Below are 15151 nucleotides of genomic sequence, written 5' to 3'. Positions count from 1 at the left end.
CGATCGTAATCGCCTTAATCCACCTCTATGATATTCAAGTTGATCTCGCAAGACGGTCGCCAGTCCTGGGGATATGCCGAATCAACTTCCGCAGAGGGAATTTCAATTTAACGCGAGGTCGTTTCGACGCACCGTCTCGTGTCCTCAAATGGACATAGTGGACGATGCGGACCTGACAAGGTCGACCTTAGTGGCATAAGCCGATCCGGCAGCGCTTGACTGGCGCCGACTGGAAAAGACATTCCGATCCACCTTGCCCGCGAGCCCGACCTGAGACACATGCAGGCTTCGAAGGCGGCCACGGCGACGATGGGCGCTCGCACGCTGTTCAGCCGACTGTGGTTGGCAACCGTAAAGGTCTATCCATGGACGATCTTTTCCACGTGGAAAGCAAGTCACCTGTCGCTGAAGTGCGATCGCACACATTCGCGGTGCACGGCCGGTCAATTTCCGACAACTATGCTTGGCTAAAGGCCGAGAACTGGCGCGACGTTCTCAAAGATCCCGCCGCGCTTCCGGCCGACATCCGCGCGCATCTCGACGCGGAGAACCTCTATACGGATGCGGCTCTCGGCGATCTTGCCCCTTTCCGCAAAACGCTGGTTGCGGAGATGCGCGGACGCATCCGCGAGGACGATAGCGGCGTGCCCGAGCCGGACGGCCCCTTCGCCTATTACACACGACATCGTGAGGGGGGGCAGCATCCCCTCGTCTGCCGCCGGCCACGAACCGTGGTGGTGATCCCCGGCCAGGGCGCGGAAACCGCGGCAGAGGGCGGGCCCGAGCCGGGCGAGGCGATCCTCCTCGACGGCGACGCGGAGGGCAAAGGCCTGTCCTTCTTCGAGCTCGCGGCGGCGGTGCATTCGGACGACCACACCCGTCTTGCCTGGAGCGCGGATTCGAAGGGCTCCGAGCTCCATACCATCCGTATCCGAGACCTCGACACGGGCGAGGACCTGCCCGACCGGATCGAGGCGACGACGGGCGAGGTGGTCTGGTCCGCCGACGCTGCCTCGTTCCATTACGTCGCCGTCGACGAGAACCATCGTCCCGCCCGGGTCATGCGCCACGTGGTCGGCACGGAGCAGGCGGTCGATACGATGCTCTACGAGGAGGCGGATTCGGGCTTCTTCGTCCATATCGAGACGACGCAGTCGCGCGATTACCTAGCGATCACCGCGAGCGATCACGAGACGTCCGAGGTCCACCTCCTCGACCGTAAATCCCCTGACGCAACTCTGCTCTGCGTCCAGCCCCGCCAGCCCCTGCTGATCTATTCCGTGGAGAATTGGGGGTCCCACCTCTTCATCCTGACCAATGCGGACGGGGCCGAGGACTTCAAGATCGTCACCACGCGCGTCGGGGCGTCGGGCCGCGCGCATTGGAACGACCTGATCCCGCACCGGCGCGGCGTGATGATCCGTCACCAGCACGTCATTGGCCAGCATCTCGTGCGCCTCGAGATTGAGAATGCGCGGCCCCGCATCGTCGTCCGCGATACGCAGGGCAACGAGCACATCGTGGCCTTCGCCGAGGAAGCCTATTCCCTCGGCCTCCAGCCGGGCCATGAATTCGAGACGGCGGTGATCCGGTTCACTTATTCGTCGATGACGACGCCGGCCGAAACCTACGATTACGATTGCTCGACGCGCGCGCGGCAGCTGCGCAAGCGCCAGACGATCCCGAGCGGGCACGATCCCGCCGCCTACGTCACGCGCCGGATCTTCGCCACGGCGCCGGACGGCGCGGAGGTGCCGATCTCGCTGCTCCACCGCCGCGACCTCGTCCTCGACGGCTCGGCGCCGCTGCTGCTCTACGGATACGGTTCCTACGGAACGCTGATGCCGGCCTCGTTCCGCACGAACCTGCTGTCGCTGGTGGATCGCGGTTTCGTCTACGCCATCGCCCATATCCGTGGCGGCACGGAGAAGGGCTGGCACTGGTACATGGACGGCAAGCGCGAGAAGAAGCCCAACACCTTCAGCGATTTCGTCGCCTGCGGCCGCGCCCTGGCGGAGGCCGGCTATACGAGTTCGGGCCGCATCGTCGCCCATGGCGGATCGGCCGGCGGGATGCTGATGGGAGCGGTGGCGAACCTCGCGCCCGACCTGTTCGCGGGGATCGTCGCCGACGTGCCCTTCGTCGACGTGCTCAACACCATGCTTGACGGCGAGTTGCCGCTCACCCCGCCGGAATGGCCCGAATGGGGCAATCCGGGCGAGAGCGTCGAGGCTTTCGAGACGATCCTGTCCTACTCGCCCTACGACAACGTGGCTGCCCAGAATTACCCGGCGATCCTGGCGCTCGGCGGCCTCACCGACCCGCGCGTGACCTATTGGGAGCCGGCGAAATGGGTGGCGCGCCTGCGCGCCACCATGACGGGCGGCGGACCGATCCTGATGCGGGTCAACATGGAAGCCGGACATGGCGGCGCCGCCGGCCGCTTCGACCGCCTGGAGGAGGTCGGCCTGATCTACGCCTTCGCCCTGCGGGCGGTGGGCAGGGCAACGGCCTGATCCGCCAGGGTCGAGCGCCTCAGGGTTGCGGCGCCGGAGCCGCACCCTGGCGCGCGGCCTCCTGGTCGGCGCGGATGCGGGCCTGCCGCTCCGCCTCTTCGGCTGCCGCTCTATCGGACGCAGCTTTCTCCGCGGCGGCCGCCCTCTCGGCCTTCAGCTTGGCCTGACGCGCCGCCTCTTCCGCGGCGAGTTTCTCGATCGCCGCCTTTTCCAGGGCCGCCTTCTCGGCCGCGGCCTTGAGCGCGACGGCGCGCGCCTTGTCCATCTCGATCCTGGCGCGGCGGCGCTGGCGCTCGATCTGATCGGCCTCGAACAACTCGATCTTCTCGAGTTCGCGCTGGAGCACCACGGCGGCGAGGCCATTGGTCAGCGGGCCGGCATCGATGCTGCGCTCGGGTCTGGTCAGGGGACCGGAATAGCCGAGCTGCACGGAGGGAAACCCTGCGCTCCAGCCCTTCGGCACGCCGCCGGCCGTCAGCGTGCCGCGCGCGTCGATCCGCCCGGTCGTCAGGTCGAGGGAGAGCGTGCCGGCCCAACGCGGTCCGCCGAGATCGAAGGCGAGGGGAGCGGCGCGCAGCGAGCCGCCGACGAGGGTCGCGGGCGCCTTGACGGTCCCCCTCACCGCCATCGGCGCGGCGGCGAGCTCCTCGGCCACCAGTGCCTGAAGCCGCCCGTCGCGCAGCGGGTCGTCCTCGCCGAGAGCCGTGCCCAGAGCGCGCTCGATCCCGCCCGGATCGCCGCCGGGAAGCACGAGACCGGTCAGGGCGATCTCGCCGCTGCCCCCGAGATTGTTCGCCATGCTCGCGACGCTCTGGCCCGAGGCGCCGAAGCGCAGCGTCGCGCTCGCCTGTCCGGAGATGGGACCCGGACCGGTGAGTTCCGCGATGGACGCGTCGCTCACGATGGCTTCGCCGGCGATGGCCGCCGCGCCCCCCTGCCGGGACAGGGTGATGCTGCCGGTGAGGCGGCCCCCGGCGAGGCGTCCGCTGAAATCGCGGACCGTGAGAACACCGTTGTCGAGACGGGCGCCGAAGGCCGCACCCTCGGCGGTGAAGCGGCGGCCGAGATCGAGCGTGTCCGCCCGGACGTCGAGGTCGATGGGCGGCCGGGCCGGCGGCGGGGCGGCGAAACGCGCGCCGTCCCCGGCCTCCGTCCGCTTACCTTCGGGCGGAATCACCAGGGATGCGGCGAGCCAGGGCAGCGACAGCCGGCCCAGGGCCACACTGCCGAAGATGTCGCCCTCGGGTGAGCGGTTGAGATTGGCGATGATCGTGGCGCCCGCGATTCGCCCGGACACATCCGCATGGGCATCGCGCCCGGCCCGCGTCAGTCCCACCAGCAACTCCGCCGGAAGCGGCGAGGGCAGGGCGGCGGTGCTGCCGGCGAGCATCAGGAAGGGGGCGAGGTCGGGGGTCCTGGCCCGGATCTCGCCGGCTTCCGGCGGCGTCTGGCCCGGTCCGGGCACGACCGGCTTCACCGTCGAGAGGGTGAGATCGGCGATGGTGCCGGAGACATCGAGTCCGAGCGGCGGAACCGCCCCGTCGGCGGCGGCCTGTCCGCGTGTCCCGACGATGCGCAGGGCCGCCGGCTTCCGCAGGGTGGCCATGTCCTCGCGCTCGAACCAGCGTCCGGCGACCGGCGTCGTGAGTGCGAGGGAGAGGTTGTCGATACGGCCGCCCCGGGCCAGCAGGTCGAGGTCGAGGCTGCCGCCCGCCGCCGTGCCGCTGGCGCTGGTGCGCAGGGTGTCGGCGGCTCCCGCTTCTCGCTCCAGGGTCACGGCGAGATCGAGGGCGCCGGCGCGGAGGAAGGCCGGGATCATCCGCGTCTCGGCGATCCAGGTCCGGTCGAGGAGGGCGATCAGGGGGGCGGCCACCGGCGCCGACATCCGGCCCGCGATGCGGCCGGACCCGTCGGCGGCGATCCGGCCGGAGAGCTTGGCGTTGGCGCCGGCCAGATCGGTGACATCGAGGCTGCCGACATTGAGGCTCGCCCCGTCCGATTGAATGCTCGCCGAGATGGTGCCGTTGCCCGAATGCGCGCCGGCCGGCCCGTAGCGCACGTCCCGCGCCTGGATCGTCAGGCCGACATCGTGGTCGTGGAGCCCGGAGAGCACGCTGCCGAAGGCGGGCAGGGTGGCGACGTCGATGCCCTGCGCCGAGAGCTGGGCGTCGAAGCGCCCGCGTCCGCCCGGCTCCGCCTGGGTGTAGCGGGCATTTCCGGTGATCCGCGCCTCGCCGAGGGAGAGACGGAGATTGCGCAGCGACAGCGCGGGGCTTGCGCTTGAGAGGTCCGCCGTCGCCTGGATCGGGCGTCCGTCCATCACCGCGATGGCCGGGCCGCCGAGGCCGAACTTGCGCAGGTAGCGGCCGAACCCGTCCGAGGCCGCGGCGTCGAGAGAGACGGTGCCGGTGAACCGCAGGGCCGGCTGCGTGTCGATGTCGCCGGAGGCGGTGAGGGCGGCGTCGCCCGGGGTCGTCACCGCAAAGCGCCGGAGAGCGAGCCCCCCCGTCCGGTCGAACGTGCCGGACAGCCGGAGACCGGTCCATTCGTCGAGACCGAGGGCGATGCTGTCGAGGCCGAGGTCGAGATCGACCATCATCGGCAATTCGGAGCCGGCCCGGGGCATCCCGCGCGCGAGCAGGGCCTGACCGCCCGTGGAGAGCAGGAAGGCGTCGAGGTCGAGGCGGCGCGCCTCCAGCGTCAGCGCCGCTCTCCAGGCGCGCAGGTCGATCCGCCCGGTGCCGCCGAGGCGCATGGCCTGGCCGCCGGGATCGATCTCGGCCTTCACGTCGGAGAACCGCACCACGGGGCCGCGCGCCTTGAAGGTGCCGCCGATGGAGAACGGCAGATAGGCGCCCGCCACCTGGACCGGCGGCCCGACCACGATTCGCGCCGACCCTTCCGCCTTCGGGATCATCGCGCGGAGGGCGCTCCCTTGCGTGGAGGGCTCGCCGACCATCGGTTCGAGCCTGATGCGGGTATCGGCCTCGAAGCGCGGATGGGTATCGCCGCCGCCCGAGAACTTCACGGCGACGCTGCCGTCCTCCAGGGGCTCGCCGGTGGCGATGCGGAAGGGCACCGTGCCGGACAGGCCCTCGATCCGCCAGGGCCCGAGGAGGCGAGGCGCGGAGAGGTGCACCGTCTCGGCCCGGACCTGATCGGTGCGGCCGCTCTGCGGCACGACGGTGGTCAGGATGACCTGTCCGATGTTCAGATCCTCGACCGCGAGATCCTGGGCGGCGAGGGTCTGGTAGAGGTCGGCGGGCAGGCGCACCGCGTCGTCCTCGCTGATCGGCAGCGTGATCTCGGCGCGCCCGATCCGGGTTTCGGTGAAGCGGATCTCCCCCGTCAGCAGCGGCGTGAGACCGATCTCGGCCTTGACGAGCGTGAGGTCGAGGGCCGGCTTGTCGGCCTGTCCGCCGATGCGCAGGCGATCGACGCTCAGTTGCGGCGAGGGCAGGAGCCTGACGGCGATCCGGCCTTCGGTGCGTGCATCGAGACCGAGGGATGTCCCGATCGTCCGGTCCACCAGCGTGCGGTAACTCTCCCAGGCCACGAGGGGCGGGACCGCGAGGGCCGCGACGAGGATCAGGATGACGGCGCCCGCCAGCGCGGTCAGGATGTCTCGCACCGTCTTGGTTTCCGCCTCGCTCCGGCCCGGTCTCGGGGCCTGCCATGGGGCGGGCACGTCGTCTCACCGGACGTCGTGCCCGGTCGTGCCCCCACGCCATGCGGCATAGCACAACGGCCCCGGCTTCGCGCCAGGGCCGAATGTCATGGTCAACAAATGCCGGGCGAGCGCCCGGCGTTCTCCGGTCAGCGTCGCGGCGTGATGCCGGACCCGATCGGGGCCGGCCGGGTGACCTCGTTGCGCTGCATCTGCATCCGGATCTGGTTGTTCTCGAATTGCTGCTGATGCCGGACGCCGCGAATCTCGCTCTGGGTCGCCAGGCGGTCGTTGGTCTCGTTCAGCGACCGTGTGCCGGGGGACTGGGCCATGGCGGGGGACAGACCGAGGCCGGCGGCCACGGTGAGGATCGAGACGGCGGATAGGGCGGTACGCATGGAACGTCCTCGATTGATGGTGTTCACGGTATGGTGAGACGACGCCCGAGAGGAAACCGTGGTTCCGCGCCGAGTGGCCGTTCGAGCCCGGCCTTTTGTCCCAACCCTCGACGCCGTTCGCGTTTTGGTCCAGGGAAGCAGCATGAAACAGCATCCCGACGCGGCAGTGGCTCCTGTGCCGGCGCCGGCCTCCGGCGTGGCGGCCGAGGCCGCGCAGAGCTCCATCGCCGCCCGCGCCATGGCCTCCCTCAGGCCGCAGGGCTCGCCCTATCTCGAAGGGCTGAACCCCGAGCAGCGCCGCGCCGTCGAGACGACGGAAGGGCCGGTCCTCGTCCTCGCGGGCGCGGGTACCGGCAAGACGCGGGTGCTCACCACGCGAATCGCCCACCTCGTCTCGACGGCCAAGGCGCGGCCCTATGACATCCTGTCGGTGACCTTCACCAACAAGGCCGCCCGCGAGATGAAGCACCGCATCGGCGCGCTCATCGGCCCGGCGGGAGAGGGGATGCCGTGGCTCGGCACCTTCCATTCCATCGGCACCAAGATCTTGCGCCGGCACGCCGAAATGGTGGGGCTGAAATCCGATTTCACCATCCTCGGCATGGACGATCAGCTGCGCCTGATGAAGCAGGTCATCGTCGACCAGAACATCGACGAGAAGCGCTGGCCGGCCCGCGCCCTGTCCTCGGCCATCGACGGGTGGAAGAACCGCGGCCTCCTGCCCGAGCAGGTGCCTCCCGGTGAGGCGGGGGCCTTCGCGTTCGGCAAGGGCGGCGCGCTCTATACCGCCTATCAGGCCCGTCTCCTGACCCTGAATGCCGCCGATTTCGGCGATCTCCTGCTGCTCTGCCTCAAACTGTGGCGCGAGAACCCGGACGTGCTGGCGAATTACCAGCAGCGCTTCCGCTACATCCTGGTGGACGAGTATCAGGACACCAACGTCGCCCAGTATCTCTGGCTGCGCCTCCTGGCGCAGGGGCACCGCAACGTCGCCTGCGTCGGCGACGACGACCAGTCGATCTACGGCTGGCGCGGGGCCGAGGTCGACAACATCCTGCGCTTCGAGCACGACTTTCCCGGCGCCACCGTGGTGAGGCTGGAGCGCAACTATCGCTCCACCGGACACATCCTTTCCGCCGCCTCGGGGCTCATCGCCAAGAACGAGGGCCGCCTCGGCAAGACCCTGCGTACCGAGGACGTCCCCGGCGAGAAGGTGACGGTGTCCGGCGCCTGGGATTCCGAGGAGGAGGCGCGCCAGCTCGGCGAATCCATCGAGAGCCTGCAGGCCAGGCAGCATCCCCTGTCCGAAATCGCGGTGCTCGTGCGCATCTCGGCCCAGATGCGCGAGATCGAGGACCGCTTCGTCCAGCTCGGCCTGCCCTACCGGGTCATCGGCGGCCCGCGCTTCTACGAGCGCGCCGAGATTCGCGATGCGCTGGCCTATCTGCGCGTCACCATGAACCCGGCCGACGATCTCGCCTTCGAGCGCATCTTCAACACCCCGAAGCGGGGCCTGGGCGATGCCACGCTCCAGATCCTGCACGGCTATTCGCGCTCGCAGCGCGTGCCGCTGCTCCAGGCCGCGCGCAGCCTGATCGAAACCGACGAATTGAAGCCGCGCGCCCGGTCCGGCGTGCGCGCCCTGGTGGAGAGCTTCGGCCGCTGGGCGCGGCTGGTGGGCGCGCAGCCGCATTCGGAGGTGGCGCAGACCATCCTGGAGGAATCCGGCTACACCGAGATGTGGCAGAAGGACAAATCCGCCGATGCCGCCGGGCGCCTGGAGAACCTCAAGGAGTTCGTGCGCTCCATGGAGGAATTCCCCGACATGGCCGCCTTCCTCGAACACGTCTCCCTGGTGATGGAGGCGAGCGAGGCGGAAGGGGTCGACCGCGTGTCGCTGATGACGCTGCATGCGGCCAAGGGGCTCGAATTCGACACCGTGTTCTTGCCCGGCTGGGAGGACGGCCTGTTCCCGAACCAGCGAGCGCTGGACGAGAGCGGCCGTGCCGGGCTGGAGGAGGAGCGCCGCCTCGCCCATGTCGGCCTGACCCGGGCCCGCAAGCGCGCCAAGCTGTCCTTCGCGGTCAACCGGCGCATCCACGGATTATGGTCCTCGACGGTGCCGAGCCGCTTCATCGACGAATTGCCCGCCGACGCCGTCGACGTGATCGACGCGCCGGCGCATTTCTCCGCCGGCGCCTCGCGCTTCGACCGCAACCCGACGCCGTTCGGCTCCTCCTATGCGACGCCGGGCTGGCAGCGGGCGCAGGCCAACACTGTCGGCAACCAGGGGTTCGGCTCCGGTCACGGACAAGGTTTCGCGCGCTCGTCCTCTCCGGGCCGAGGCAACGCTGGCCCGCGCCAGATCGAGGGCGAACTCGTGGCGAAGTCGACGGGCGCGCCGTCAGCGTTTTCGGATGGGATGCGGGTCTTCCACACCAAGTTCGGCCCCGGCAACGTGGCGGCCGTCGATGGTAACAAGCTGACCGTTGACTTCGACAAGGCCGGCCGCAAAATGGTCCTCGACAGCTTCATCCAGCCTGGATGAAGCATCCCGCCGGCCGCATGCCGACAGGTTTCGCGGTTTGGTCGGTCATGTCCCTCGACAGGAGGGCGAGAGGGCCGTGGCCGAGATGGATGCTTCGTCATCCCACCCTCTCCATTGTCCAAAGCTTGTCTCTTCCGTCGTGCCCGCGCTCTCGACGTGGAATTCAGCCACACTCATAAGATTTCGTGCCGTCATACCCCTGTCGCCGCCGGCGCGGCATGGTGTGTGCGTGGCTGATTCGCGGCCGACGGCTTCGGGTGCCGCATCGTCCCTAGGCCAAGTCGTCCACAGGTGTTGTGGCGACTTGTGGAACTGACCGACCTGCCATCGAATTGTCTTGTTAAGGATTACGGGGCATCATTTAGCAAATCTTATCGAGGGCAGGACGCGTAAGCAGGTCGAAGATCAGTTGAACCCTAGTTGGCAAGTCCAGTTGGAGTGTTGATCGATGAAAAGACGGCGCACACGACTTGAGCTGGTAGAGGACCGCCCGGTGCGGCTGCACCGCACCCGGTTCGACGACGAGCGTAACTTAAGCCCGATCCAACCACTCACCGACCGGCAGGCGGAATATCTCGACGCCCTCGCCGTCAACAAGCAGGTCATCGTCCTCGGACCGGCCGGCACCGGCAAGACCTACATCGCCGGAACCCGCGCCGCCGACCAGCTCCGCCAGCGCCGCATCGGCAAGGTCATCATCACCCGTCCCAACGTCCCATCGGGCCGCTCGCTGGGCTTCTTCCCCGGCACACTCGAGGAGAAGATCGCACCCTGGGTCACGCCTCTCACCGAGACGATGAAGGAGCGCATGGGCGACGCCGCCTACGAGATCGCCATGAAGACCGGCGACATCGAGGTGGTCCCGTTCGAAGTCATGCGCGGGCGCACCTTCAAGAACTGCCTCGTGATCCTCGACGAGGCGCAGAACACCACCACGGCCGAGATCAAGATGTTCCTGACCCGCATCGGCGACGATTGCCAGGTCATCATCAACGGCGACGTGTCTCAGACCGATCTACGCGAGACGTCGGGCCTCAGAACCGTCATCCACCTCATCAAGAGCCGGATGATGCCGATCCCGATCGTCGAATTCACGCTCGACGACATCGTTCGCTCGGGCATCTGCGCAGAATGGGTTCGGGCTTTCGAGGAAACGAAACTCTGACTTGAGTGTTGATAGCGGCGGGTCGAACCGGACCCGCCGCGCGTCTCGACGTGCGGTAATCATCTCTCCAGCCCAAGCGGGGGAGATCATTCCGAGCGTCGCGCTCGGTTTAAAGAGAACGGAAACGCCCGATGAAAAAATTGATCTTCGCTCTCGCCATGGTCGGAAGCCTCGGCGCTGCCGCCCTCGCGACGAGCGCTTCGGCTGCCCCCGGTGCGCCGATGGGCGTTACCTCCTCCGAGACCGTCACCCCCGTTCGGATGCACCATGGCGATCGCCGCATGCATCGCCGGATGCACCACCGTCACCACATGAAGATGCACCGCCATCACATGCGTCACCGGATGATGCATCGCCGCATGAACCGCATGTGATCGCATCGACGATCCGAATGAGGAAAGGGCCCCGATCGGGGCCCTTTTTTTATGTCGCCGACGAGTGGAGGACTGCCGGGCTCAGAGCTTCGGCGTCGCCGCCGTGGCCTTCGCTGAAACATCCTTCACCGATGAGTCCTTGGCCGACGCTTCCTTGGAGGATCCCGCCTTGGCTGCAGGCGAGGAGTGGCCGCCCGAGGCCTTGCCGGCCTTCGCGGGCTCGGCGACCGTCTTCGCCTTCGACCCGACCGCGCCCGTGACCACCGGCGCCGTCACGGCATGGGCCGTATGGACCGGCTTGCCCGGTTTCGTCGGCGGCTGGACCGTCTCCGCGGCGGCGACGGCGGGGATCGTGGCGGCATCGGCCGAGGGCGTCGCCGGAACCGGCGCGGCCTTGCCGGTGAAGAGGCTGCCCAGCACCTTCGTATAGGAGGGTGAATCGACGTCGGCATCCGCGACCATGACGCGAGCCGGCTTCTGCGGCTCGGGAGCCGCCTCCTTCTTGGCGACGACGCTGCCGGGTTTGGTTTTGTCGGAACCCGCCTTGAGAGCGGCCGCTGCGGCCTTTGTCGGGATCGGCGCCTCGGCGGCGGCCAGCATGACCGGCCGCCCCTTGGCGTCGATCTCGACCTCGCGCTCGCCGGCAGCCAGGCTCTCGGGCCGGCTCACCTCGCCGAGATGGTGGCGCGCGTATTCCTTCGGGTCGTAGGGCGCGTCCGGCTCGTCCTTCTTCGTCAGGTTGGCGAAGGCCAGGGTCGAGGCGGGGGGCTGAGGCCGGAAGACCGGGTTCTGGCCGCCATCGTCGTACACGACGCGGGTCGCGGGCGTCCCCTTGGCGACGAGTTCGGCGATGTCGTGGTTGTCGCGCGACCGCTTCTCGGCGACCAGAGTGTCGACCTTGGGCGAGCACGATCCGGCGGCCACGTCCTGTCCGCCGAAGACGTAGCGCGTCCCGCACACGTTCACCCGCGGCTCGTCGCGCAGGGCCTCGAAATAATCCGAGCCCTCTTTCAGATTCTTCCAGAACGTCGCATTCGGGTCGTTGCGGTACTTGGCGAAGTTCGTCGCCGTCATCCGGAACGGGTAGGACTGGAACTGGAAGGCGCGCTGCCCGCCGGCGAAGGAATCCCGCGCCAGGGCGTAGAGCTCGCCCATCGACTCGTCGGTCATGGCGAAACAGCCCGACGACGAGCAGGTGCCGTGCACCATGATGTAGTTGCCGGTGCGGCCGTTGGCCCGGTCGTAGGTGTTCGGGTAGCCGGTGTCGAACGAGAGATAATACGACGAGTTCGGGTTCATCTGCCCCGGCGTCACCGTGTAGAAGCCTTCCGGCGCCTGCCGGTCGCCCTGCTTGGTCTTGGGGCCGAGCTGGCCCGACCAGCGGCAGATTGGAAAGGTCTTAAGGAGCGCGTACTGGCCGCCCGCGCCGCGCTTCCACACTTCCATCTCCGCTTCCTTCTTATAGGCGCGGATCAGGATGGGATCGTTGGTCGCCATGCCCTTCTGCGCCATCAGCGCGAGGGTCTTGGCGGGAACGGGTGTCAGGGCCCGCAGCGGCACGCCGCCGCTCATCGAGCCATCCTGGCAAGCGGTGACGGAGAGAGCGAGCGCAGCGAAACCGGCAGCCGTAGCCAAGCGTAGAGCCAGCGGGCGCAAAGCCATGGGGAACCCCGTCCTCATTCATGCGCTCGCGGGATCTCGCCCGTCGAACGCCACTCCCCAACCCAATAGCGTCGTTAAACTTACCCGGTTGTTACCGCAAGAAGACGCAAATGGCCGGCGAGGCGGGGTGTGGATTTCGGTGGCTCTCACACCACGGGCACCAAGTTGCCGCAAAGTGTCTTTCGGTCCGCCGGGGAAAAGAGCCCGCCCTGAGGGGAATCGGCTTGATTCCGCTGGTATTTCCGGTGCCGCAGCCATGTCTGGAGAGGCTCGCCGCCGCGATTCAAGCCACGGAGCCGTGGTGCGATGAGGGTTTTAACAAAACCCTCATCGGTTCCATCTGATTCATGCGCCAAAACGACGCACGGAACGTAGGATTATAGTTTCCGCCCGATATCGAGGAACTTCGATGCACGCCGATCGCGGATCTCGTCGGGGCTCAGGCCGGCGAACTCGGCCAGGGCCTTGGCGATGGCCTTGCCCGTGTTGGCGATCGCCGCTTCGCGACCGCGATGCGCACCGCCGGTGGCTTCCGGGATGATGCCGTCGATGATGCCGAGGCGGAGGAGGTCCTGCGCCGTGATCTTCATGGCGGTGGCCGCATCCGCCGCCCGTCCCTGGTCGCGCCACAGGATCGAGGCGGCGCCCTCGGGCGAGATCACCCCGTAGATCGCGTGTTCGAGCATCAGCACGCGGTTGGCCGTGGCGAGCGCGATGGCGCCGCCCGAACCGCCCTCGCCGATGACGACGGCGACGTTGGGCACGCCGAGCGCCAGGCAGGCCTCGGTGGAACGGGCGATGGCCTCGGCCTGGCCGCGCTCCTCGGCCTCGATCCCGGGGAAGGCGCCGGCCGTGTCGACGAAGGCGAGGACGGGCAGGCCGAAGCGGTTGGCCATCTCCATCAGCCGCACCGCCTTGCGGTAGCCCTCCGGCTTGGCCATCCCGAAATTGTGGCGCAGGCGGCTCTCGGTGGTGGAGCCCTTCTCCTGGCCGAGCACGCAGACGGGGCGGCCCTCGAAGCGGCCGAACCCGGCCACGATGGCCTGGTCCTCGCCGTAATTGCGGTCGCCCGCCAACGGGGTGAACTCGGTGATCAGCCCGGCGCAGTAATCGATGAAGTGCGGACGCTGGGGATGGCGCGCCACCTGCGTCTTCTGCCAGGGCGTCAGCGTGGCGTAGATGTCCGAGAGGGCGGCCGCGGCCTTGCCCTCGAGCCGGCCGACCTCATCGCTGATGGAGACCGCGCCGTCGCGGGCGGCCATGGTCCTCAGCTCCTCCAGCTTGGATTCGAGCTCGGCCACCGGCTTCTCGAAATCGAGATAGGAGCGCGTCACCGACATCGGTCAGAGATCCTTGTTCGTCGCCATGGGCGCGCCGGGAGGCCGTCTCGGGGACGACGGCGACGGGAGGCGGCCGGGGCGGGCGGGAAAAGCCGCGATGGGCCGGGGTGTTGGCGAAGCGGCACCGCCTGTCAACCATCCCGGCTTTCCGAGCCGGCCTTCGCCTTGCTTGAAGGCCGTGACTCCTGACGATGGTGCGCTGCAAGACCATAGCCATCAGCCGGGGCCTGGGTCATTGTGGCGTCATCGTTCGACGTCCATTCTCAACGCCCGTGCACGGCGTCGGGAGACGCTCTGGAGAGGTCCGCGCCCGTGACAGCGTTTCCCAGTGGCGAATCCCAGTTTCCCAGCGGGGAATCCCACGTCCTCGTGCTTCAGGGCGGCGGTGCGCTCGGCTCCTATCAGGCCGGCATCTACGAGACGCTGGCGGCCGAGGACATCGCGCCCGACTGGGTGGCGGGCATCTCCATCGGCGCGATCAACGCGGCCCTGATCACCGGAAACCCGCCCGAGCGCCGCGTCGAGCGGATGAGGGCGTTCTGGGAGCAGGTCTCCTCCGGCGTGATGGGCTCGCCCTGGTTCCCCGGCGAGCAGGCGCGGGCGGCCTTCAACGAGGCCAGCGCCAACTGGATCGCCACCTTCGGCGTGCCCGGCTTCTTCGCGCCGCGCTTCCCCCCGGCGACGTTCTATCCGCCCGGTGCCCCCGAGGCGCTGAGCTATTACGACACCGCTCCGCTCAAGGCGACGCTGGAGCGGCTCGTCGATTTCGACCTCATCAACGAGGGCCGTACCCGGCTCAGCATCGGCGCGGTCAACGTGCGCACCGGCAATTTCGTCTATTTCGACAATCGCTGCGACCGGATCACGCCCGAGCACGTGATGGCTTCGGGGGCGTTGCCGCCGGGCTTCCCGCCGGTGACGATCGACGGCGAGCAATATTGGGACGGCGGCATCGTCTCGAACACGCCGCTGCAATACATTCTCGACGAGGAGCGCAGCCGCGATCTCGTGATCTATCAGGTCGATCTCTTCGCGGCGCGCGGGCCGATGCCGCGCAACCTGATCGAATCGGCCGAGCGCGAGAAGGACATCCGCTTCTCGAGCCGAACGCGGCTCAACACCGACATGAACCTCGAAGCACGCCAGGCCAAGGCCGCGTTCCGGCGCCTCGCCGAGAAGCTGCCGCCGGAGCTGATGAGCGACGAGGACGTGACCTACCTGCGCCAGGTCACCCACGCCAACTTCACCACCGTGATGCAGCTGATCTATCGCCGGAAAGCCTATGAGGGGAATTCGAAGGATTACGAGTTCTCCCGCGCCACCATGCTCGAACATTGGGCGGCGGGCGTCGGCGACATGCGCCGATCCCTGCGCGCGCCGGCTTGGCGCGACCGGGTGCAGGACGAGACCGGCGTCGCGGTGTTCGACCTGACGCGGGACGCCCGCGACTGAGACCGTCCTGACCCTCCATCCGGGAGCCC

The 15151-nt window shown here is 68.2% G+C and carries 9 protein-coding genes; 5 read left to right on the top strand and 4 right to left on the bottom strand.

The window, feature by feature from the left end; all coding sequences use genetic code 11:
- Positions 1 to 365: 365 nt before the first annotated feature.
- Entirely contained in the window at positions 366 to 2516 is a 2151-nt protein-coding gene (locus A3OK_RS0115460; protein ID WP_026597303.1) for a S9 family peptidase, read from the top strand.
- A gap of 19 nt (positions 2517 to 2535) precedes the next feature.
- Here the strand turns inward: A3OK_RS0115460 and A3OK_RS0115455 are convergent, their stop codons facing one another.
- Together A3OK_RS0115455 and A3OK_RS0115450 are read right to left on the bottom strand one after the other, a co-directional pair.
- Entirely contained in the window at positions 2536 to 6147 is a 3612-nt protein-coding gene (locus tag A3OK_RS0115455) for an AsmA family protein (protein WP_019905798.1), read from the bottom strand.
- Positions 6148 to 6332: 185 nt separating this feature from the next.
- Entirely contained in the window at positions 6333 to 6581 is a 249-nt protein-coding gene (locus tag A3OK_RS0115450) for a hypothetical protein (protein WP_019905797.1), read from the bottom strand.
- Between the two features lie 142 nt (positions 6582 to 6723).
- Here A3OK_RS0115450 and A3OK_RS0115445 point away from each other — a divergent pair, with 142 nt between their 5' ends.
- The 3 genes from A3OK_RS0115445 to A3OK_RS0115435 all read left to right on the top strand — a co-directional run bounded on the left by A3OK_RS0115445 (position 6724) and on the right by A3OK_RS0115435 (position 10668).
- A complete protein-coding gene (locus tag A3OK_RS0115445; protein WP_026597302.1) occupies positions 6724 to 9129 on the top strand; it encodes a UvrD-helicase domain-containing protein in 2406 nt (801 codons plus the stop codon).
- A 448-nt stretch (positions 9130 to 9577) separates the two neighbouring features.
- The gene (locus A3OK_RS0115440) at positions 9578 to 10294 is read left to right on the top strand and encodes a PhoH family protein (protein WP_026597301.1); all 717 of its coding nucleotides are present in this window, start codon (positions 9578 to 9580) and stop codon (positions 10292 to 10294) included.
- Positions 10295 to 10425: 131 nt separating this feature from the next.
- On the top strand, positions 10426 to 10668 hold the full coding sequence (locus A3OK_RS0115435) for a hypothetical protein (protein ID WP_019905794.1): 243 nt from the start codon (positions 10426 to 10428) through the stop codon (positions 10666 to 10668).
- Between the two features lie 81 nt (positions 10669 to 10749).
- Here the strand turns inward: A3OK_RS0115435 and A3OK_RS22885 are convergent, their stop codons facing one another.
- Together A3OK_RS22885 and A3OK_RS0115425 are read right to left on the bottom strand one after the other, a co-directional pair.
- Positions 10750 to 12315, bottom strand: coding sequence for a murein L,D-transpeptidase family protein (locus tag A3OK_RS22885; RefSeq protein WP_245259440.1), 1566 nt, complete (start codon positions 12313 to 12315; stop codon positions 10750 to 10752).
- A gap of 392 nt (positions 12316 to 12707) precedes the next feature.
- On the bottom strand, positions 12708 to 13670 hold the full coding sequence (locus A3OK_RS0115425) for an acetyl-CoA carboxylase carboxyltransferase subunit alpha (protein WP_019905792.1): 963 nt from the start codon (positions 13668 to 13670) through the stop codon (positions 12708 to 12710).
- Between the two features lie 312 nt (positions 13671 to 13982).
- Between A3OK_RS0115425 and A3OK_RS0115420 the strand changes: the two genes are divergently transcribed.
- A complete protein-coding gene (locus A3OK_RS0115420) occupies positions 13983 to 15122 on the top strand; it encodes a patatin-like phospholipase family protein (RefSeq protein WP_019905791.1) in 1140 nt (379 codons plus the stop codon).
- Positions 15123 to 15151 lie beyond the last annotated feature (29 nt).

The organism is Methylobacterium sp. 77 (assembly GCF_000372825.1).
Taxonomy (GTDB): Bacteria; Pseudomonadota; Alphaproteobacteria; order Rhizobiales; family Beijerinckiaceae; genus Methylobacterium.
This window is presented reverse-complemented; position numbering and strand designations above follow the sequence as displayed.

Bases quoted from the DNA above. Each gene is read 5' to 3' on its own strand.
- A3OK_RS0115435 (WP_019905794.1), top strand. From the start codon at position 10,426: ATGAAAAAATTGATCTTCGCTCTCGCCATGGTCGGAAGCCTCGGCGCT.
- A3OK_RS0115445 (WP_026597302.1), top strand. From the start codon at position 6,724: ATGAAACAGCATCCCGACGCGGCAGTGGCTCCTGTGCCGGCGCCGGCC.
- A3OK_RS0115460 (WP_026597303.1), top strand. From the start codon at position 366: ATGGACGATCTTTTCCACGTGGAAAGCAAGTCACCTGTCGCTGAAGTG.
- A3OK_RS0115450 (WP_019905797.1), bottom strand. From the start codon at position 6,581: ATGCGTACCGCCCTATCCGCCGTCTCGATCCTCACCGTGGCCGCCGGC.
- A3OK_RS0115425 (WP_019905792.1), bottom strand. From the start codon at position 13,670: ATGTCGGTGACGCGCTCCTATCTCGATTTCGAGAAGCCGGTGGCCGAG.
- A3OK_RS0115440 (WP_026597301.1), top strand. From the start codon at position 9,578: ATGAAAAGACGGCGCACACGACTTGAGCTGGTAGAGGACCGCCCGGTG.